Below are 19965 nucleotides of genomic sequence, written 5' to 3' on the forward strand. Positions count from 1 at the left end.
CGCCTGGCCCTCGGGAGTAGACCGTGCATCGCTTCCTCAGCCCGTTCGTGCGCACGCGTACCCGGTTGGCGTGCACAGCGGGTTTGCTGGTCACCGCGCTGATCGCCGGCCTGCTCCCGATCTGGGTGCTGCGCGACGACCCGTCGCCGGCGACGCCGGTCGCCGCCGGGCCGCGCACCGAAGCCGACGCGCGCGCCCAGGCGGTCGCCACCGGCCAGGAAGTCCTGGTCGAGACCGCGACGAACGCGCACGAGCAGACCTGGGCCCGGCCCGACGGGCGGATGCGCACCGAGGTCCACCCGGTCCCGCAGCGGGCCAGGAACGCGGCCGGCCAGTGGGCCCCGATCGACACCACGCTGGTCCGCGACGACAGCACCGGCACGCTGCGCCCGGCCAACCCGGTCGCGCCGGTGCGGTTCTACGGGGGCGACAGCGGCGCGGCGACCGGCGGCACCGGCGGCGGCACCGGCGGCGGCACCGGCGGCGGCACCGGCGTCACGTCGGTGCTGGCCGAGGCGGACTTCGGGGTGCACACGGTCTCCTACACCTGGCCCGACGCGCTGCCGTCGCCCGTCGTCGACGGCAACCGTGCGCTCTACTCCGAGGTGCTGCCGGGCGTCGACCTGCTGATGGTCGCCCGGCCCGAGGGCGGCTTCGGGCAGGTACTGATCGTCAAGACAGCGCAGGCGGCCACGCTGGACCGGGTGCGGCACCCCGACTTCGGGCTCTACTCGGAGACCGCGACGTTCCACCGCCAGGCGGAGACCGGTGGCGTCGTCGTGCGCGACCCGAGCGGCGCGGAGATCTCCTCGATCCCCACGCCGTACGCCTGGGACTCCTCCGGCACCAACACGCTGGCTCCGGGCGAGCCGCTGCGTACCTCCACCGCCACCCCGGCCGACGTGCTGGCCCTGTCCGGGCTGGGCTACATCGAGCCGAGCGCGCGTCAGGCGATCATGCCGCTGCGGCTGGACGGCGACGGCACCCGCACCGCGCGCGTCCACCTCGACGCGGACTCCACCGGCCTGCTCACCGGCGACGCGACCTATCCGGTGTTCGTCGACCCGACGCTCACCTCCGGGCAACAGGCCTGGACCTTCGCGTACAAGAAGAACCCCAACCAGGTCTTCATGAACGGTACGAACTTCGCCGGCGGTACGACGTCGCTGACCCGCGTCGGGTACGAGCAGGAGCAGGGGAACACCGGGCGCGCGTTCTGGCGGATGGGCTTCAACACCAGCATGCACGGGGCGACGATCGACTCCGCCACGTTCAAGGTGCTCAACACGCACTCCTGGAGCTGCCTGACCCGCCCGATCGAGATGTGGGCCACCGGCGGAATCGACAACACCACCACCTGGAACAAGCAACCGAGCTGGCTGACCCATCAGCAGACGGTGTGGTTCGCCAACGGATACGGCAGCGGCTGCGCCGACAACTACGTGCAGTTCAGCGTCAAGAACGCGGTCCAGCAGGCCTCCGACAAGTACTGGCCCAACCTCACGCTCGGCATGCGCGCCAACAACGAGGCCGACACCCAGACCTGGCGACTCTTCCAGGCCAACACCGCGGTCCTGAGCGCGGTCTGGAACCGCACGCCCAGCGTGCCCACCAACCTGGTGGCCACACCCGGCGGCGGCTGCGTCACCGACACGGCCAAGCCGACGATCGTGGCGAAGACGAACCTGGTGCTCAGCGCGGTCGGCAACGACGCGGACGGCAACCTCAAGAATCTGCGGTTCCGCTTCTGGAAGACCGGTGGCGCCCTGCCGGCCGGCACGGTCGTCACCACGCCCACGAACGGCAAGGTCTCGGTGACCGTCCCCAGCACCCAGCTGGAGGACAAGACCAACTACTCCTGGGACGTGCGCGGCGAGGACCACATGGGTGCGGTCTCCGCGTTCACCCCGACCTGCCGGCTCCTGGTCGACGCCAGCGCACCGTCAGCCCCGACCGTGGCCAGCGACGACTTCCCGGCCGCGACCGACGACGGCTCCACCTGGTCAAAGGTACCGTTCGGCACCGGCGGCCGGTTCACCTTCACCGCGGCCGGTGCGGCCTCGTTCAGCTACGCGCTGGACAGCATCAACCCGGTCACGGTCGCCGCGGCCAACGGGACCGTGACCGTCCCGGACATCAAGCCGCGGCACGCGGGGCCGACCACGCTCGTGGTCCGCTCCTACGACCCGGTCGGCAACCGCAGTGAGGCGACCGTCTACACGTTCTACGTCACGCCGAAGTCGTCCGCGGACGGCCCCGGCGACGTGACCGGTGACGGGCTGCCGGACCTGGTCGCGATCAACCACAACGCGCACCTGCGCACCTACCCGGGTGACGTCAACGGCGAGCTCGACCAGTCACTGGCCGCCTCGTACACGAAGGACAAGACCGCGAACCCGGAGGGCCACTGGTACGACTGGAACTCCGGCAAGGCCGCGCTGATCACCAAACACTCGGACGTCTACCCCGGTGACGGCATCACGGACCTGTTCGCCCGTACCCCGGACGGCGGTTTCTGGATCTATCCGGGCGACGGGTACGGCAGCTTCGACGTCGACCGGCGCCTCCGGGTCCTGCTCCCGGCGAACGCGCCGGCCCCGTCGACCTGGACCCAGATCAAGGCGGTCGGCGACGTCACCGGTGACCGGCACCCCGACCTGTTCCTGCGCGCCGGCACCTCGTTCTGGGCGCTGACCGGCTACACCGGCGGCAGCTTCCAGCAGGCCGTCGAGCTGGACACCGCCGGCTGGGACCGCCGCGAGATCCTCACCGTCGCGGACATGGACCTCGACGGCACGCCGGACCTGCTCTGGCGCGACCTGAGCAGCGGCGTCGTCTCGCTGCGGCACGGCAAGCCCGGCGCCGCAGCCGGCAGCGTCACGCTCGAGTCGATCGCCAAGGCCGCCGGCTCCCGCTCCGGCGACGTCTCCGTCGGCACCGGCTTCACCGAGGCCACCGCCATGATCAGCGTCCCGGACACCAACGGCGACAAGATCCCGGACCTGTGGGTACGCAGCGCCAGCACCGGATACCTGCAGCTCTACCACCCGACCAGAACCGCGCTCGGCAACCCGGTCGGCGACGTCATCGTCGCGGACTGGCGGCAGTTCAAGGCGTTCGGCTGACGGCTCGGTGCGGGGCTCGCGAGGACCCCGCACCGCCTCCGGGCCGCCGGCCGGTCCGCCGCGGTGCGGATGTTCCCGGCCGTCAGGGCTGGGGGTCGGCGCGCATGTGGTGGGCGTCGGTGATGAGCTCGGTGAGGCGCGCGGTGTCGACCTCGGGGAGGCGCAGCATGACCAGTGGCAGATCGGCGTAGCCGGGGGCGGTGAAGAACCGGGTGGGCTCGCCGAGGAGGAGGGCCTGTTTCTCCGCCTCGTCGCCGACGTAGAGGACGGCCACGTCGGTGCGGATGCGGCGGGGCTTGCCGGGCAGGCGTTCCGGGTAGGACCAGACGAAACCCTTGCCGGCGACCCGGAAGTCGAAGCCGTCGCTGTCGATCTCGACGGTGCCGGGCAGGGAGAGCGCGATCCGCCGCACGTCGCCGGCGTCAGCCATGATGCTCTCTTCGGTCACACACACTTCGCACTCGGCGACCGTACCGTCCGATGCCCGCCCCGGACGTCACCACCCACGGACCGCACCGGGCAATGTGAATGATCGGCGTCGGCGGCGCATCGATCGATGAGGTCTCCGGCCCCGGCGACCCGATTATCGTTCGATCGGCATCCCGGCGGGACGGTCCTTCGCTAGATTCGGGGGCATGGCGGCCAGCAGCAAGGGGCCGGCGGTCGTGGTGGAGGCCGGCGGGTATGAGGTGCGTGTCTCCAACCCGGACCGGGTGTATTTTCCGGTGCTCGGGCTGACCAAGCTGGATCTGGTGCACTACTACCTGGCGGTCGGTGACGGGATCGTGCGGGCGCTGCGGGAGCGGCCCTGCATGCTGCACCGGTTCCCGGCCGGGCTGGCCGGGGAGAAGGTGCACCAGAAGCGGGTGCCGCACGGGGCGCCGCCGTGGCTGGAGACGGTGCGGGTGTCGTTCCCGCGGTACAAGCGGCACGCGGACGAGCTGTGCGTGACGAAGACCGCGGACGTGCTGTGGGCGGTGCAGATGTCGACGGTCGAGTTCCATCCGTGGAACTCGAGGCGGGCGGACACGGAGAAGCCGGACGAGTGGCGCATCGACCTGGACCCGATGCCGGACTGCCCGTTCGACCGGGTGCGGCGGGTGGCGGCGGTCGCCCACGAGGTGCTGGACGAGCTGGGCATCACCGGTTATCCGAAGACGTCCGGCGGGCGAGGGCTGCACGTGTACGTGCGGATCGCGCCGCGCTGGGGGTTCACGGACGTGCGGCGGGCCGCGCTCGCGTTCGCGCGGGAGGTGGAGCGGCGCGCGCCGGACGACGTGACGACCACCTGGTGGCGGCGGGACCGGGACCCGGCCGCGCTGTTCGTCGACTACAACCAGAACGCGCGGGACCACACGATCGCCAGCGCGTACTCGGTGCGTGGGGTGCCGGAGGCGACCGTGTCCGCGCCGGTGGACTGGGCGGAGATCCCGGACCTGGATCCGCGTGACTTCACGGTCCGGACCGTGCCGGAGCGGTTCGCGACCCGCGGCGACCTGCACGCGGACATCGACGACACGGCGTTCTCGCTGGACACGCTGCTGGAGTGGGCGGAGCGGGACGGTCTGGACGTTCCCGAGGCCTGATCGTCTTCGCGAAGGGCCCGGCCGGATGACACCCGGCCGGGCCCTCCGCATTGGACAATGTCGGCGGCAACCAACGGGGACCTCTGAACGACGGAGTTGAATCTTGCGAACCCTGAGACACCTGCTGACCGGCCTCACCGCGGCGCTGACCGTCACCGCCGGCGTGCTCGTCGCCCCGGCGGCGGCCGGTGCCCGGCACACGCCGCTGGACGACTTCCTTCGGCGTACCCTCGACGGCTTGGCTTTCGAGGAGGTTCTGGACACGGCGCCGCCGACCACCGCGGCGGCGCGGGCCGCGGTGGTGACGACGGACAAGGAGCTGGCGACGGTACGGCGTGCGCCCGTCTTCGCGCCGATCGTGCAGCAGCCGCAGATCGACGCGACCGTGCTGGAGCTGGACGCGGCCGGCCGGATCACCGGGTCCGCGACCGTGCTGATGAGCCCGCAGTACCCGGACGGCGTGGTCGTGGACGTGGACCGGAACCTGCACACCACGGACGTACGGTGGCGGGAGTGGGACGACGCGGGCTGGTACGCGAACGAGGCGCGCGGCACGGTCGACATCGTGCCCGGCCGGGAGGACGCGTCGCTGGACTTCATGTCGCCGTACCCGGCGTCGGTGCTGAAGCTGATGGTCGCGTTCGGCGTGTTGCGCCTGGTCGACCGGGGTGCCGCCGGGCTGGACGACACCTACCGGTACCGGCCCACCGAGCCGAGCACGCTGTGCGGCCCGGACTTCGACGACACGCTGCGTGGTTTTCTCGACCGCATGATCACGTTGTCGTCGAACGAGGCCGCGTGCGCGCTGATCAAGTTCCTCTGGGACCACGACGCGGTCGACGCGCTGAACCAGACGTTCCAGGACCTGGGCCTGGAGACGCTGCGGCTGCGCAACACGCGCCCGTCGAACGGCGGCCGGTGGACCAACGAGGTCACCATGACGTCGCTGGACACCGCGAAGCTGCTGGCGATCGTGAACGGCGGCCCGGGCACGCTGTGGACCGCGCCGAACGGCCACCGCGTCACGAAGAACGAGCTGAGCCGCGCGTCCCGCGAGTTCTTCCTGTCCACGCTGCGTCAGCAGGGCTACAACTGGATGCTGTCCACGCCGAACTTCTGCGGCCGTGACTACCCGGCGGCCGGCATCCCGCACCGGGTGGCGCCGCGGTGGATCGCCGCGGACGGCACCGTGACGCTCGGGACGGACGCGTTCGGCGAGGACGTGCGGCCGTGCAACCGGGCAGCCGAGGTGTCGTTCGCGCACAAGACCGGCTGGGTGCCGAACAGCGGCGCCGACTCCGGCATCGTGCACTCGCTGCCCGGCGAGGACGGCCGCCACTACATCATCTCGGTCTTCTCCAACCTCGGTGACCAGTACGTCGACCCGCACCGCCCGCCGACGCCGGCGGGTACTGTCCCGGTCCAGTACACCGAGAAGTTCGCCCAGCTCGGCGCCATCATCGACCGCTACGAGTCCCGCCGCCGCTGACCGCACGCGAAAGGGCCCGGCCGTGGCCGGGCCCTTTTCGGTTCAGAGGTGCGCGGGAGCGGGTGCGGGAGCGGGGGCGGTCCGGGCGGGGGCCTGGAGGCCGAGGCGGCCGCGGGTGGCGAGGATGAGGATGAGGGCGGCGGTGGTGGAGGCGATCAGCTGGCCCCACATGGTGTCGGCGGATTCCAGGGTCGGGAAGACCTCGGGCCAGATCAGTGAGTAGGTGCTGTTGATGCCGGCGTGCAGCAGCATGATCAGCGGGACGCTCTGGCCGGTGCGGTTGAAGACCCAGGTCATCACCAGGCTCAGCGGGACGCAGCCGGCGACGAAGATGACCGGCAGCCACCACGGCTTGTCCGGGCCGCCCCATTCGGTGAGGAACAGCGGCAGGTGCCAGGCGCCCCACAGCACGCCCAGGATCGTGGTGCCGAGGACCGGGCCGAAGCGTTCCTGCAGCCGGGGCAGCGCGAAGTCACGCCAGCCGGGCTCCTCGGCCGCGGCGGTGGTGATGATCTGGCCGATCAGCACCGGGACGTACGCGGCCAGGACGATCAGGCTCGGCATGGTGAGCGTGCCCCAGGTCTTCGGCAGCGCGAGCGGGGCGAGCAGGATCGCGGCCGGCACGAGCAGCAGCACCGCGAAGAACCAGCGCCACCCGACCCGCCAGTGGGTCAGCCGGTGTGCCCAGTGCCGCAGCCCGGTCCGGCCCTCGGCGAGCGCGGTGACGATGAACGCGGCACCCAGCGGGCCGAGGTACGCGCCGGGCAGCACGCCGATCAGCTGGCCGCCGACCAGCCCGCCCGGGATGTGGATGTCCGGCACCAGGCCGAGCCCGCGGTCCGACAGGACGTACGGCATCCAGCAGAGCCAGCTGAGCCCGAACGCGAGCGTGAAGAAGCTCAGCACCGGGAAGCGCCGGACGAGCGTGCGCAGCGTGTCCACCATGGTCTCCGATCAGGACGTGCACCGTGTCGCTTACGGGTTCCAGTCCACCGGATCGGGCGTCGAAGATCATTGAAGGAGCCTGGTCGACCGGGGTACAGCAGGCTGTACCCCGGGTCGGCCGGGCCGGCGTCAGGAGACGCTGAACGCCTTCGTCTCGCACTCGCCGACGAGCACCATCTTGTCCTCCGGCGGCAGGCTCTCGAACGTCACGAAGCCGTCGCTCTCCCAGGCGTCGATGCCGTGCGAGCGGATGCAGGTGATCCAGTCGCGTAGCTTGTCCGCGTACTCCGGGTCGAGGCGCTTGGCCCGCTGCCAGGGCGCCTCCGGCTCCAGGTTCTCGCAGGCCTTCTCCGCGGCCCTGTCCTGCTCCTCCGCCTCGGGGTCGGCGGGGACCGCCACGGCGGGCCCGGAATCGGATCCGCCGGTGGCGCCGTCCGGGGCCTCCTTCGGCCCGCGGCCGCGGCCCCCGTTCTTCTCCAGGCAGTCGAACCACACGTCGTAGAGCCGCTCCTCCTCCGCGTCCGAGGTGTCCGGGCGCAGCAGCGGGCGTTCCGGCGAGGCGGTGGCGGCAGGGGTGGCGCCGGTGCCGGGGGTCGCCGTGTCGAGCGTGACGACCTGGTCCGTCGTGCCGTCGGCCGGGGGTTCACCGCCGCAGGCGGCCAGCAGCGCGACGAGCGCGATGCCGGTGAGGCCGGCACGCAGTCGGTTCATGTCAGGGATCCTTTCAGGCGGAGGCGAGCGCGACGGTCGGCGCGAGCCGGGCCGCGCGGATCGAGGGGTAGACGCCGGCGATCACGCCGACCACGACCGCGCCGCCGAGCGAGCCGGCGACCGCGAGCGCGGGGATCACCACCGGCAGGTCGTGGTAGGTCGCGTAGGCGGCGCTGCCGGCGATGCCGAGCGCGGTGCCGGCCGTGCCGCCGAGCGCGGACAGCACCACCGACTCGGTCAGGAACTGGATGCGGATCTGACCGCGGTTCGCGCCGAGCGCGCGGCGCAGGCCGATCTCGGAGCGGCGTTCCAGCACCGAGATGACCATGGTGTTGGCCACGCCGATGCCGCCGACCAGCAGCGCGACCGCGGCCAGGCCGACGAAGAGCACGGAGAACGTCTGCTCGGTGGCGCGCTTGGCGAACAGCGCGTCGGACGGCAGCGTGACCCGCACCCGGCTCGGTTCGGCCGGGTGCACGGTCGCGGGCAGCACCGCGCGCACCGACTCGATCGCGGCCTCGCGGGCCCGCAGGTAGAGCACGGTCGGCCGGCCGTCGAAGCCCAGTTCGGCCCGGGCCGCCTCCCAGCCGACCAGCACCGACCGGTCGATCTCCGGGGACAGCGGCGTGGTGGCCAGGACGCCGACCACCGCGAACCAGCTCTTGTCGATCATGATTTGGGGCGGCGGCGCATGCGACGGTACGGACGGGATGCCGAGCCGGGACGCGGCCACCGACCCGAGCACCACCGTGGGGAACTCGCCGCCGGCCCGGTCCAGGAAGTGCCCGGAGTGCAGGCCGGCCTCGAGCGTGCCGAGCAGGTCGGGACGGGCGGCGAGCACGGACAGGCCGGAGCCGTCGCGCGGGTCGGTGAGGTCGGAGCGGCGTACCACCGCGTGCGTGTTCGCGACCGCGGTCACGCTGGTCACCGGCCCGATCCGGCGAACCATCTCGATCGACTCGGCCGGCAGCCCGAAGTCCTGCTCCGGGTTGTCGGCCGCGTTCACCTGCAGCAGGTTCGGGCCGAGCGCGGCCAGTTCGTCCATCAGCGCGCGCTCGTTCGACTCCGGGATCGCGGTGACCGCGACCATGGTGGCGATGCCGACCGCGATGCCGAGCGCGGACAGGACCGCGCGCATGCGGCGGGTGCGCAGCCCGACGGTGCCGAGCGACAGCACGTCGGCGAGCGCGAGCCGGACCGGTTTCACGTCCTTCACGTCGTTCATCGGGCCGGTACCCGCGCGATCCCCCGGGTGCGGTCGCCGCCGCCGCTGTCGCTGACGATGCGGCCGTCCCGGACCTCGATCCGCCGCGGCAGCCGGGCCGCGATGTCCCGGTCGTGCGTGATCAGCGCGATCGTCGCGCCCTCCGCGTGCAGCCGGTGGAACAGGTGCAGCACGGCCGTGCCGTTCGCGGTGTCCAGCGCGCCGGTCGGCTCGTCGGCCAGCAGCAGCGCGGGCTCGTTGACGATCGCGCGGGCGATCGCGACCCGCTGCTTCTCGCCGCCGGAGAGCTGGTGCGGGCGGTGCGTGGTCCGGTGGCCGAGGCCGACCCGGTCCAGCGCGGCCAGCGCCATCCCGCGCCGCTTCCGCCGGGGCACGCCCGCGTAGAGCAGGCCGGTCGCCACGTTCTCCACCGCGGTCAGCCCGTCCGTCAGGTGGAACTGCTGGAACACGAACCCGAGCCAGCGGCCGCGCAGCGCGGACAGCCGCCGGTCGGAGAGCGTGGCGACGTCGTGGCCGGCCAGTTCGACCGTGCCGGACGTCGGGCGGTCCAGCGTGCCCATGATGCTGAGCAGCGTCGACTTGCCGGAGCCGGACGGCCCGACGATCGCGCACAGTTCGCCGGCGTCGATGTCCAGCGAGACCCGGTCGAGCGCGGTGACCCCGCCGGGGTAGACCCGGCCGGCGTCGCGGACGGAGAGCACGCGGGTCATGACGCCGTCACCACCGCGAGGCCCTCGGTCACGCCGTCGCCGCTGACCTCGACCATGCCGCCGGAGAACATGCCGGTCGCGACCGCGATCAGCCGGCCGTCGGGGAGCTGGATCGCGTACCCGCCCTCACGCAGCGCGAGCAGCGCGGTGACCGGCACGGCCAGCACGTCCGCCCTGGTCTCGCCCTCGACCCGCACCTCCACGGTGCCGCCGTCGAGCCGGCCGGCCGCCTTCGGGTCGCTCATCGTGATCGTGACGCTGACCTGCTGCGCCGTGCCCGGCGGTGCGCCGTCCGGCGTCTGCGCGACCGTGGCGGTCTCGCCGATCTCGCCGGGCGTCTCGGTGCCGTCCGGCATGCGCAGCGTGACCGTGCCGCCGGGTTTCAGCGCGTCGGCGTCGGTGACCGGCGCCTGCACGGTGATCACCTTCGTGGTCTGGGTGACGGACATCAGGTCGCCGGTGGCCGGGTCGCCGACCTGCACGGCGAGCGAGTCGACCCGGACCGCGCCGGGCAGCACGGCCAGGTCACCGGCTTCGATCACGCCGTCGGCCGGCAGGCCGACGTCCCGTTGCCATCGCGTGATCGCGGCGCTGAGCGCGGCGGTCAGCACGCCCTCGCCGTCCCGGACGGTCACCCACGCGGTCCGGGTGACCGGCGTGCCCGGCGGCGGCGTGCCCGACGGCGCCGGGTCCGGGGCCGGGTCCGGCTCCTCGGTGTACGTCTGCTTGACCTGCTGACCGGCGTCCGGCTGGTCGCCGATCGCGTACCCGAGCGCACCGAGGTTCTTCGCGACCATCGCGACGTCACGGCCGGTCATGTTCGTCCCGCTGATCGTGCGGTAGAGCGGCGGCGCGCCGATGAACAGCGGGACCGGCTCGTCGTTGACCTGGTACAGCGACTGTCCCCGGTCGATCGTCGCTCCGCTCGCCGGCAACCCGGTGATCACGCCCTCCCGGACGGCCCGGACCGCGCGCGGCGTGCCGTAGCCGAGCGTGCCGGTCAGCGTGCGGTTGGTCGACAGGTCGGTGCGCGCGACCGGCACCGTACCCACGCTGATCGTCTCGGCCGGCTCCTCGGCGGCGGCGTCCACGTCGCGCGTCCAGACCAGCGCGGTCACGATGATCGCCGGTACGGCCACGGCCACGGCCAGGCCGGCCGCGACGCGACCCCGCCGCCGCCGGCGGTTGTCCTCCTCAGGCATGGCGACGATGATGCCGAGGCCTTTTCAGGAAGTTGTGAGGATCGCGGCCGGTGTGGGAAATGCCTGCGGGCTGCGGATATCCGCCGCCGTGAACCTATAGTCGGCGGCGTGCCCGCACATGTGCTGATCGCCGAGGACGACCCGAAGCACGCGGAGATCCTGCGGCGCTATCTCGAGTCGGCCGGATACCGCACCACGGTCACGCACGACGGCCGGACCGCGCTGGACCGGGCCCGCCGGCTCCGCCCGGACCTGCTGCTGCTCGACGTGATGATGCCGGAGCTGGACGGGCTCGACCTGTGCGCGGTGATCCGGCGTGAGTCGGCCGTGCCGGTGCTGATGCTGACCGCGCGCACCAGCGAGGACGACCTGCTGGCCGGGCTCGACCGGGGCGCGGACGACTACCTGACCAAGCCGTACCGGCCGCGTGAGCTGCTCGCCCGGATCCGGACGCTGCTGCGGCGCGCCGACCCCGCCGACCACCGGGACGTGCTGCGGGCCGGGCCGGTCGCGATCGACCTGACCCGGCGGGAGGTGACGGTGGACGGCCGGGTGGTCGGCTGCACGCCGGACGAGTTCGCGATCCTGGCCACGCTGGTGGAGCATCCGGAACGCGTCTTCACCCGGGCCCAGCTGCTGGAACGGACGAACGGGTACGGCCGGGACTCCACCGAGCGCACGATCGACACGCACATGTCCAACCTCCGGCGCAAGATCGAGCCGAATCCGCGCCGGCCCGCGCTGCTGCTGACCGTCTACGGCGTCGGCTACCGGCTGGCGGGCGCGTGACCGGCCGCGCGGTCCCGCCGCACCGGAGCCTGCTGGTCCGGTTGCTGGCCACGTCGATGCTGATCGCGGTGTGCGCGGTCGCGGCGACCGCGTGGCTGACCGTGCAGCTCACCACGCGGGCCGTCACCCAGGAGCGGAGCCGCACGCTCGCCTCGGACACCGACGTCTACGACGCGGTCGTCGCGTACGCGGCCGGCCACGACAGCTGGGCCGGCGTGGACGCGCTGATCCGGCGGCAGGCCGAACTGACCGGCACCCGGATCGCGCTGACCACCCCGGACCGGGCGCTGATCGCGGCGTCGGCACCGGACGCGCCGGACGCGGTGGCCGCGTCCGACGTGCCCACCGCCACCGTCGACCCGCTCCGGCTGGACCGCGGCGTCCGGGTCACCGGTGGGCGGATCGACCCGCGCGCGGTCGGCCCGTACCGGCTGACCGACGCGGAACGGGACCGGCTGCGCCGATACGCCGACATCCAGGTCGCGTGCCTGCGCCGGGCCACCGTGCTGGCCGAGGTGGTCGAGCTGCCCAGCGGCCGTCCGGTGCTGCGCGAGGTCACCGGCGAGCCGCCGCCGATCACGCCGTGCGACCCCGCCGCGCTGGCCGAACCGGTGGAGTCGGAACGGCAGCCGCTGCGCGACCTGACCGCGCTGACCACGGTCTGCGTGGAGCGGTGGCTCAGCACGGAGGTCCGCTTCACGATCACCCCGGACTTCGCGCCCCGGTACGACGACGCGCCGCCGGACGCCGACCGGGACCGGCGGGTGCGCGAATGCGTCGAGGAGGCCCGCCGCGACCAGCTGCGCCCGTACGTGGCTCCGCCCGCGCTGCTGTTCGTCACCGGCCCGGCCGCGCCGCAGACCGGCCCGGTCACCCTCTCCACCGCGAACACGCTGCGCATCGCCGGCACGGCCGCACTCATCCTGCTGCTCACGCTGGCCGTCACGGTGGTGGCCGGCCGCCGGCTGGTCCGGCCGCTGCGCGCGCTGACCGAGGCGGCTCGCCGGCCCGCGGACCGGCAGGAGCCGGTGCCGGTCACCACCCGCGACGAGATCGGCTACCTGGCCGCCGCGTTCAACGACCTGTCCGCGCGGCGGCAGGCGCTGGAGCAGCAGCGCAACGCGATGGTCAACGACATCGCGCACGAGTTGCGCACGCCGCTGACGAACATCCGCACCTGGCTGGAGACCGCCCGGGACGGCGCGGTCGAGGTCGATCAGGAGGTGCTGGACCTGCTGGTCGAGGAGTCGGTCCTGCTCCACCACGTGGTCGACGACCTGCGCGACATCGCCGCGCTCGAGGCCGGCAGCCTGCGCGTGCACCCGGAACCGACGTACGTCCGGGACCTCCTCGAGCAGCTGGTCGAGGCGCACCGGGGCCTGGGCGCGGTGACGCTGGACGCGGGGCGGCACGACCCGGAGGTGCAGGTGGACCCGGTCCGGCTGCGCCAGATCGTCGGCAACCTGGTCTCCAACGCGATCCGGCACACGCCGGCCGGCGGGACGGTCACGGTCCGGCTGGGGACACGCCCCGGCCGCCTGGTCATCTCGGTGACCGACACCGGGCCCGGCATCGCGGCGGCGGACCTGCCCCGCGTCTTCGACCGGTTCTGGCGCGCGGACACGTCCCGCACCCGTGCCACCGGCGGCTCCGGTCTCGGCCTGCCGATCGCCCGTCAGCTGGCCCGCGCGCACGGCGGTGACGTCACCGTGGCCAGCGTTCCCGGCCACGGCGCCACGTTCACCGTCGTGCTGCCCGGCGCCTCAGTTGTTGGGGGCGACGGAGCTGATGTCGGCCAGGGCTGAGTCCTGGTCCCGGGCCACCGCCAGATCGCCGAGCGTGACCATGCCGACCACCTGCTCGCCGTCCATCACCGGCAGCCGGCGCACGGAGTGCGTGCGCATCAACTCGACCGCGGTCGCCGCGTCGTCCTCGGCGGACGTGGCGATCACGTCGGGGCCGGCCAGTTCCCCGGTCGGCAGCGTGCGCGGGTCCAGGTCCTCGGCGACCGCGCGGACCGCGATGTCCCGGTCCGTCACCACGCCGCGCACCTCGGTGCCGTCCACCACGATCACCGCGCCGACGTCGCCGTCCCGCATGCGCCGCGCGGCCGTGCTCAGCGGCTCGTCCGCCCGTACGGTGATCGGGTTGGCCGTCATCACGTCTCGTACCTTCACGCCCCGCGTATACCCGGGTCCGGACGCGTCATACATGCCTCGCCCGATCGTGGGGTAAGCGGCCCGCATGCGAGGACTCACGGGTGTGGCGGCGGCCGTGTTGCTGCTGGTGACGTCGTGCGGCTGGCCCCGGGACGCGGCCGGCACGCTGGAGAACGTGCGCGACGGAGTGCTGCGCGCCGGTGTCACGGAGAACCCGCCGTGGACCGTGCTGCCGGACGACGGCGAACCGTCCGGCGCCGAACCGGAACTGGTCCGGCGGCTCGCGGACCGGCTCGGCGCCCGCGTCGAGTGGCACCCGGGCGCCGAGTCGACGCTGATGCCGGCGCTGAAGGAACGCACGCTGGACCTGGTGGTCGGCGGCCTGGACGCGACCGCGCCGTGGACCGCGGACGCCTCGCTGACCCGGCCGTACCTGAGCACGGACGAGGGCGACCGCGTCTGGGCGGTGCCGCCCGGCGAGAACGGCTGGCAGGTCGAGGTCGAGGAGTTCCTGCTGACCCTGCCGGACGAGGAACTGGCCCGGCTGCTGGAGGCGTCGTGAGCGAGTCACCGCGCGTCGGAGGGGGCCCGGCATGAGGATCTACGACAACGTCGAGCTGCCGCCGGACATGGCCGCGCTGCACAGACGGGCGATCCGGCTGGAATGGTGGACGATCGCGTTCTTCCTCACCGCGATCGCGTTGCTGGCCGTGACGCTGGGGCAGTCGCAGGCGATGAAGGCCGCCTGGATCGAGGACATGCTCGGCCTGGTGCCACCGGCCGCGTTCCTGATCGCCGCCCGGTTCCGCAACCGCCCGCCGAACGACCGCTTCCCGTACGGCTACCACCGGGCGGTCAGCGTCGCGTTCCTCTCCGGCGCGGTCGCGCTGCTGGTCCTCGGCGGATACGTGGTCTACGACTCGCTGCTCCGGCTGATCTCCGGGGAACGCCCGCCGATCGGCCTGATCGAGCTGTTCGGCCAGCGCTTCTGGCTGGGCTGGCTGATGATCGCGGTGCTGTTCGCGACGATGGTCCCGGCGATCCTGCTCGGGCACGTCAAGCAGCGCATCGCCCGGCAACTGCACGACAAGGGCCTCTACGCGGACGCCGAGATGAACCGCGCGGACTGGCTCACCGCCGGCGCCGCGATCCTCGGCATCCTCGGCATCGGCGCCGGCCTGTGGTGGGCGGACGCGGTCGCCGCACTGATCATCGGCGGCGACATCGTCCGGGACGGTTTCCGCACCACGCGCAGCGCGGTCGCCGACCTGATGGACGAACGCCCGCGCGTGGTCGACGGCACCCGCCCGCACCCGCTGCCGGACTCACTGCTCGCCGCGATCCGCGACCACGACTGGATCGCGGACGCGTGGCTGCGGCTGCGCGAGGACGGCCACGTCTTCGTCGGTGAGCTGCTGGTCGTCCCGCATCCCGGCACCGAGGACCTGATCGGGCACCTGGAGAAGCTGCAGACGTTCGTCCGCGGCTTCGACTGGCGCATCCAGGACATCGTGGTGGCACCGGTCACGCGGATAGACAAACCCCAGAAGATCGAGAAGTAGGAGCGGTCCCGGTCCCGCCGTGGGCGCGTGCCGCCGCTCCCGCCGGGGACCGGTCGGCCGTGGCCGGCCTCCCTGCCAGCTCCGCGGTGCTCACGAACGACACCCGCGCGTCCGGGCGAACGGCCGGTCCGCGGGCGAGGGAGCCGGCCGGCGGAGTGAACCGGTCGCGACCAGCCGGCGCAGCGCGGGCGTCGCCGGGCGTTCGACCACGCGGTGGACCAGCCAGGCGACGGCCAGCAGCACCAGGATGGCGGTCACCACGAGCACGGGTGCGGGCAGACCGGTGCGCTCGTACGCGTACCGGATCATGGTGAAGCCGATCCGCGGGTGCAGCAGGTAGAACGGGTACGACACCGCGCCCGCGACCGCGAGCCACCGCCACGACCAGCGGTCGGTGGCACCGAGCGCGATCGCCAGCAGCGCGCCGAACGCAAGCGTCATGATCAGCAGGCCGGGCCAGACCGGCACCGGGAAGCCGGGGTTGGCGAACCGCACACGCTCCGTCACCCGAACCGTGCTCACCAGCCAGGTCGCGGCGAGCAGCGCCCACAGCGGCACGCCCGGCCCGCACCGGCGGATCAGGTAGAGCGTCATGCCGGCCACGAAGTACGGCGCGAACTGCGGCATCACCAGCTCGGCCAGCGGCACGTCCGGCGGGACCAGCAGGGACGCCACCAGCCAGCCGGCGCCGAACACCAGCACGCGGTTCCGGGTCGGCCCGGCCAGGACCAGCACCGCGAAGATCGCGTAGAAGCGCAGCTCGTACCAGAGCGTCCAGTACACGGTGTCCACGTACGGCACGTTCAGCGGCTCGGCCAGCATGGTCAGGTTGACGGCGATGTCCGCGCCGGTCAGCCCGGACGGCAACGGCACACCGGTGGTCAGCGGGAACAGCACCATGACGGTCGCGGTGATCAGCACGCACGCCCAGAACGCGGGGAACAGCCGCCCGGCCCGCGATGCGGCGAACCCGCGCAGGCTCTGTCCCCAGCCGCTCATGCAGATGACGAAGCCACTGATCATGAAGAACACCTCGACGCCGAGAAAGCCGTAGATCAGCACCGGGCCGCTGCCGGCCGGCAGGTGATGGACGGTCGGCCGCACGCCGTCCAGCGACCAGGCCAGGCCCAGGTGGTACGCGGCCACGGCCAGCGCGCAGAGCAGCCGCAGGCCGTCCAGCGCGTACAGCCGGTCAGGTCTCGCCGTCACAGTCGTCTCCCCTCGTCGCGCACGACGAGCACATGTCCGGCACCCCCGGCGACGCGGAACAATCTTTTTCGGGTCCGCCCGGCGAGAAACGGCTCGACCCGGACATGTCCGGGTCGACGGAACGGACGAGGCCGACGGAGGTGGCATGGACGAGGAGCAGTTCAGCGTGCTCTTCGCCGCGCAGTTCCCGGACGTGTGGCGGTTCGCACGCCGGCGTACCGGGTCGGGCAGCGACGCGGACGACATCGCGGCCGAGACGTTCGCGGTGGCCTGGCGGCGCCGCGACGACATCCCGGCGACGGACGCGCGGCTGTGGCTGTTCGGGATCGCCCGGTTCGTGCTGGCCAACCACGCACGCCAGGGACAGCGCCGCGACCGGCTGCACCTGCGGCTGGTCAGCACGGACCCGCCGCCGAGCGCGTACGAGCAACCCGCGCCCGCGCAGGAGGAGCTGTGGCCCGCGCTCGCGGCGCTCGACGGCGACGACCGGGAACTACTGCTGCTGCGCGCCTGGGACGGGCTCGGCATCGCCGAGATCGCGACGCTGCTCGGCATCGACCGGGCCACCGTCTCGTCCCGGCTGCACAAGGCCCGCCTCAGACTTGACCGCCAACTCCGGAAGCACCGGGGTTCCGCACCGGCCCTGGGAGAACGGAGGCGTTATGCCTGACCTCGACGACGCCACGACGGCGGCGCTGCGCACGATGGATCCGGCCATCCGGGAGGAGCCGCCCGCGCCCGGGTCGGCCCGCTACGAGGAGATCCTCCGCCGGGCGATGAGCGGGACCCCGGTCGTACCGGCACGCCGGGTCCCGGTCTTCCGCAGGCCGATGGCCTGGACCGCGGTCACCACCGCGGTGGCCGCGTCGGTGCTGGCCGTCGTCGCGCTCGGCGGCACCGGCGGCACGCTCAGCCCGCACTCCCCCGTCGCGTCCTCGATGACGGCGCACGACGCCCTGCTGCTCGCGGCGGACACCACGGCCGAGGTGAACTCGCTGCGCGCGACCGGCACGATGGTGCACGAGGACGGCGCGCGGTCGACGTCGGAGGTCGAGGTCTCCGGCGGCGACTACCACTCGGTCTGGCGGATCGGCACGGTGAGCGTCGCCTCGTACACCATCGGGGACACGTTCTACGAGCGGGCCAGCGACGACCCCGTCCTCCGCACCGGGAAGACGACACCGGAGTCGGACCTCGCACCGTTCGGCGAGTCGACCGGGGCGGTGGTCCGCACCGCGCTGCGGGGCACCGAGGTGCAGAGCGTGGGTCGCGAGCAGGTGCGCGGCGCGACGACGACGCACTACCGGCTGACCATGAACGCCGCCTCCCGGGACGCGCTCGGCCGCCTGCCCGCCGGCCAGGCCGCGTGGTTCAACCTGGAGCACCCCGAGGACATCACCGCCATCGACGTCTGGGTGGCCGGCGACCTGATCCACCGCATCCGGGTCGAGGGCAGGACGCCCTCGACCACCGAGTTCTACGACTTCGGCGCGCCGATCACGATCGCGACGCCACCCGGGTTCTGAGACCCACCGCCCGGGCGGCCCGGCAAGCCGGCCCGGGCGGCCCGGCGGACCGGCCCGGGCGGCCGCGTGCCGTGGTCCGTCAGGCCGCGCCGTGGCCGGCGAACTGCGGCAGCGCGAACACGAGCGCGGCCAGCTCGGGGTCCTGCTCGTACCGGCGGCGGTGCAGTTCGGCGATCTTCGGGCCGAATTCCGGGTCCTCGTCGTCGGAGACGTCGTACGTCTCGATCCGCTCGACCAGCGGCAGACCGACCCGGTCGGTGTGCGCGTGCGCCGGGTGGACCAGGTACTCCCAGTAGCCGTCGAGGTCCTCGATCATGAACACGGCGCCCCACTGGTAATCGCCGCCGTAGTCCCGGCCGACGGTGAACGACCGCACCGACGGAATGACCCGCCCCTGCTCACGCAGGCAGCTCAGCACCTCCTCGGCCTGCTCCGGCGTCACGTCCGCGCGAGCCTTCATCCGCAGGATGTGGTGGATCATCGTGCCCCCTTCGTGGTTGTCCGGTGCGATCGATGCTGAACCGGCGTGGGGCACTCCTCATCGGCACTCCGTGCCTATCGGCCGCGACCGCACCGTAGGCAGCGCCGCCGCCCCCGGCCCATGTAGGCAACCCGTGCCGACGCGCGCGGGGCCCGGCCGCACGCACAGTGGGGCGGTGATCGGCCGAGAACCCCCGAGGAGCACCACATGACCGTCGCCGCCCTGGAGATCGTGCTGCCGGGCCCGGTCGCACCGGACGGGTTGCGGACCCGCACCCGCCCGCTGCCGCCGCCCGGCCCCGGCCAGGTCCTGGTCCGGATGGAGGCCACCGGCGTGTCCTTCGCCGAACAGCAGATGCGCCTCGGCCGGTACTACGACCAGCCCGCGTTCCCGTTCGTCCCGGGCTACGACGTCGTCGGCACGGTCACCGAGACCGGACCGGACGTGGACGCCGCGATGCGCGGTCAGCGGTACGCCGCGGTCACCAAGACCGGCGGCTGGGCCAGCCACCTCGTGCTGGACGCGGCCGACCTGGTACCCGTGCCGGCCGGGTGTGATCCGGCCGCGGTGGAGACCGTGCTGGTCAACGGGATCACCGCGTGGCAGATGCTGCACGGGCTGGCGAAGACGCCGCGCGGCGGGACGATCGTGGTGCTCGGCGCCAACGGCGGCGTCGGGTCCACGCTGGTCCAGCTCGCGCGGCACGCCGGGATCTCGGTGATCGGCACCGCGGCGGAACGCCACCACCCGATGGTCCGGGACCTGGGCGCGACGCCGGTCGACTACCGCGACCCGGGCATGGCCGACACGATCCGCCGCCTCGCGCCGGACGGCGTCCACGCGGTCTTCGACCACGTCGGCGGTCCCGGCCTGAAGCAGTCCTGGCAGATGCTGCGCCGCGACGGCACGCTGGTCTCCTATGGCGCCGCGAGCGCCATGAACGACGGGGGCAACGCGCAGCTGCCGTTCGTGGCCGCCTACGCCCGGATCATGCAGTGGCACTACTCGCCCAACCCGCGCAGCGCCTACCAGTACAGCTTCTGGGACGGCGCGCGGAAGAAGGACGCGTTCCGGGCCCGCCTCGCCCGGGACCTGACCGAGGTGCTGCGGCTGCTGGCCGACGGCGCGCTCGTCCCACAGATCGCCGCCCGGTTCCCGCTCTCCCGGGCCGCGGAAGCACTGGCCCTGGCCGAGTCACGCACCGTGGCCGGCAAGGTCGTCCTCGTACCCGACGCGAACTGAAAGC

General features: G+C 72.9%; 19 protein-coding genes. 10 read left to right on the forward strand and 9 right to left on the reverse strand.

The annotated features are described in order from the left end of the window. The first annotated feature begins 23 nt into the window (after positions 1-23). Complete coding sequence (locus tag J2S44_RS14025; RefSeq protein WP_310413136.1) at positions 24-3125, forward strand: DNRLRE domain-containing protein; 3102 nt, start codon at positions 24-26, stop codon at positions 3123-3125. A gap of 82 nt (positions 3126-3207) precedes the next feature. Here J2S44_RS14025 and J2S44_RS14030 read toward each other — a convergent pair whose 3' ends face one another. Next, positions 3208-3555, reverse strand: coding sequence for an MmcQ/YjbR family DNA-binding protein (locus J2S44_RS14030; RefSeq protein ID WP_310413138.1), 348 nt, complete (start codon positions 3553-3555; stop codon positions 3208-3210). Positions 3556-3760: 205 nt separating this feature from the next. Between J2S44_RS14030 and ligD the strand changes: the two genes are divergently transcribed. Together ligD and J2S44_RS14040 are read left to right on the forward strand one after the other, a co-directional pair. Further along, the gene (ligD, locus tag J2S44_RS14035; protein ID WP_310413141.1) at positions 3761-4711 is read left to right on the forward strand and encodes a non-homologous end-joining DNA ligase; all 951 of its coding nucleotides are present in this window, start codon (positions 3761-3763) and stop codon (positions 4709-4711) included. A gap of 103 nt (positions 4712-4814) precedes the next feature. Then, on the forward strand, positions 4815-6200 hold the full coding sequence (locus J2S44_RS14040; protein WP_310413144.1) for a serine hydrolase: 1386 nt from the start codon (positions 4815-4817) through the stop codon (positions 6198-6200). Between the two features lie 42 nt (positions 6201-6242). Here J2S44_RS14040 and J2S44_RS14045 read toward each other — a convergent pair whose 3' ends face one another. The 5 genes from J2S44_RS14045 to J2S44_RS14065 form a co-directional block, all read right to left on the reverse strand. Further along, the gene (locus J2S44_RS14045; RefSeq protein ID WP_310413147.1) at positions 6243-7145 is read right to left on the reverse strand and encodes a CPBP family intramembrane glutamic endopeptidase; all 903 of its coding nucleotides are present in this window, start codon (positions 7143-7145) and stop codon (positions 6243-6245) included. Positions 7146-7274: 129 nt separating this feature from the next. Continuing rightward, positions 7275-7856 (reverse strand): hypothetical protein, encoded by a 582-nt coding sequence (locus J2S44_RS14050; RefSeq protein WP_310413150.1) that lies wholly within the window; start codon positions 7854-7856, stop codon positions 7275-7277. Positions 7857-7869: 13 nt separating this feature from the next. After that, positions 7870-9081 carry an ABC transporter permease gene (locus J2S44_RS14055; protein ID WP_310413153.1) on the reverse strand — a complete coding sequence of 404 codons (1212 nt, stop codon included), beginning with the start codon at positions 9079-9081 and terminating at the stop codon, positions 7870-7872. Continuing rightward, entirely contained in the window at positions 9078-9791 is a 714-nt protein-coding gene (locus tag J2S44_RS14060) for an ABC transporter ATP-binding protein (protein ID WP_310413156.1), read from the reverse strand. The genes J2S44_RS14055 and J2S44_RS14060 overlap by 4 nt, the downstream gene beginning before the upstream one ends. Beyond that, entirely contained in the window at positions 9788-10993 is a 1206-nt protein-coding gene (locus J2S44_RS14065; protein WP_310413158.1) for an efflux RND transporter periplasmic adaptor subunit, read from the reverse strand. The genes J2S44_RS14060 and J2S44_RS14065 overlap by 4 nt, the downstream gene beginning before the upstream one ends. 108 nt (positions 10994-11101) lie before the next feature. Here J2S44_RS14065 and J2S44_RS14070 point away from each other — a divergent pair, with 108 nt between their 5' ends. Both J2S44_RS14070 and J2S44_RS14075 read left to right on the forward strand, forming a co-directional pair. After that, positions 11102-11782 carry a response regulator gene (locus J2S44_RS14070; protein ID WP_310413161.1) on the forward strand — a complete coding sequence of 227 codons (681 nt, stop codon included), beginning with the start codon at positions 11102-11104 and terminating at the stop codon, positions 11780-11782. Then, entirely contained in the window at positions 11779-13587 is a 1809-nt protein-coding gene (locus J2S44_RS14075) for a sensor histidine kinase (RefSeq protein ID WP_310413163.1), read from the forward strand. The genes J2S44_RS14070 and J2S44_RS14075 overlap by 4 nt, the downstream gene beginning before the upstream one ends. Here the strand turns inward: J2S44_RS14075 and J2S44_RS14080 are convergent. Beyond that, on the reverse strand, positions 13546-13959 hold the full coding sequence (locus J2S44_RS14080) for a CBS domain-containing protein (protein WP_310413166.1): 414 nt from the start codon (positions 13957-13959) through the stop codon (positions 13546-13548). The two genes, J2S44_RS14075 and J2S44_RS14080, sit on opposite strands and share 42 nt — an antisense overlap. A gap of 67 nt (positions 13960-14026) precedes the next feature. Here J2S44_RS14080 and J2S44_RS14085 point away from each other — a divergent pair, with 67 nt between their 5' ends. Both J2S44_RS14085 and J2S44_RS14090 read left to right on the forward strand, forming a co-directional pair. Further along, positions 14027-14503 (forward strand): substrate-binding periplasmic protein, encoded by a 477-nt coding sequence (locus J2S44_RS14085; RefSeq protein ID WP_310413169.1) that lies wholly within the window; start codon positions 14027-14029, stop codon positions 14501-14503. A gap of 31 nt (positions 14504-14534) precedes the next feature. Continuing rightward, positions 14535-15503, forward strand: coding sequence for a cation diffusion facilitator family transporter (locus tag J2S44_RS14090; RefSeq protein WP_310413172.1), 969 nt, complete (start codon positions 14535-14537; stop codon positions 15501-15503). A 90-nt stretch (positions 15504-15593) separates the two neighbouring features. On the opposite strand, the gene J2S44_RS14095 is transcribed toward J2S44_RS14090, so the two are convergent. After that, a complete protein-coding gene (locus tag J2S44_RS14095) occupies positions 15594-16712 on the reverse strand; it encodes an acyltransferase family protein (RefSeq protein WP_310413175.1) in 1119 nt (372 codons plus the stop codon). 145 nt (positions 16713-16857) lie between these two features. On the opposite strand from J2S44_RS14095, the gene J2S44_RS14100 reads away from it, so the two are divergent. After that, on the forward strand, positions 16858-17382 hold the full coding sequence (locus J2S44_RS14100) for an RNA polymerase sigma factor (protein WP_310413178.1): 525 nt from the start codon (positions 16858-16860) through the stop codon (positions 17380-17382). Beyond that, a complete protein-coding gene (locus J2S44_RS14105; RefSeq protein ID WP_310413181.1) occupies positions 17375-18238 on the forward strand; it encodes a hypothetical protein in 864 nt (287 codons plus the stop codon). Before J2S44_RS14100 ends, J2S44_RS14105 begins: the two co-directional genes overlap by 8 nt. 79 nt (positions 18239-18317) lie before the next feature. Here J2S44_RS14105 and J2S44_RS14110 read toward each other — a convergent pair whose 3' ends face one another. Continuing rightward, the gene (locus tag J2S44_RS14110; protein WP_310413183.1) at positions 18318-18719 is read right to left on the reverse strand and encodes a Dabb family protein; all 402 of its coding nucleotides are present in this window, start codon (positions 18717-18719) and stop codon (positions 18318-18320) included. Positions 18720-18926: 207 nt separating this feature from the next. On the opposite strand from J2S44_RS14110, the gene J2S44_RS14115 reads away from it, so the two are divergent. After that, positions 18927-19961: a medium chain dehydrogenase/reductase family protein gene (locus tag J2S44_RS14115; protein ID WP_310413185.1), complete on the forward strand. Its 1035-nt coding sequence runs from the start codon at positions 18927-18929 to the stop codon at positions 19959-19961. Positions 19962-19965 lie beyond the last annotated feature (4 nt).

Origin of the sequence: Catenuloplanes niger, from assembly GCF_031458255.1 — a bacterium.
GTDB classification, from domain to species: domain Bacteria; phylum Actinomycetota; class Actinomycetes; order Mycobacteriales; family Micromonosporaceae; genus Catenuloplanes; species Catenuloplanes niger.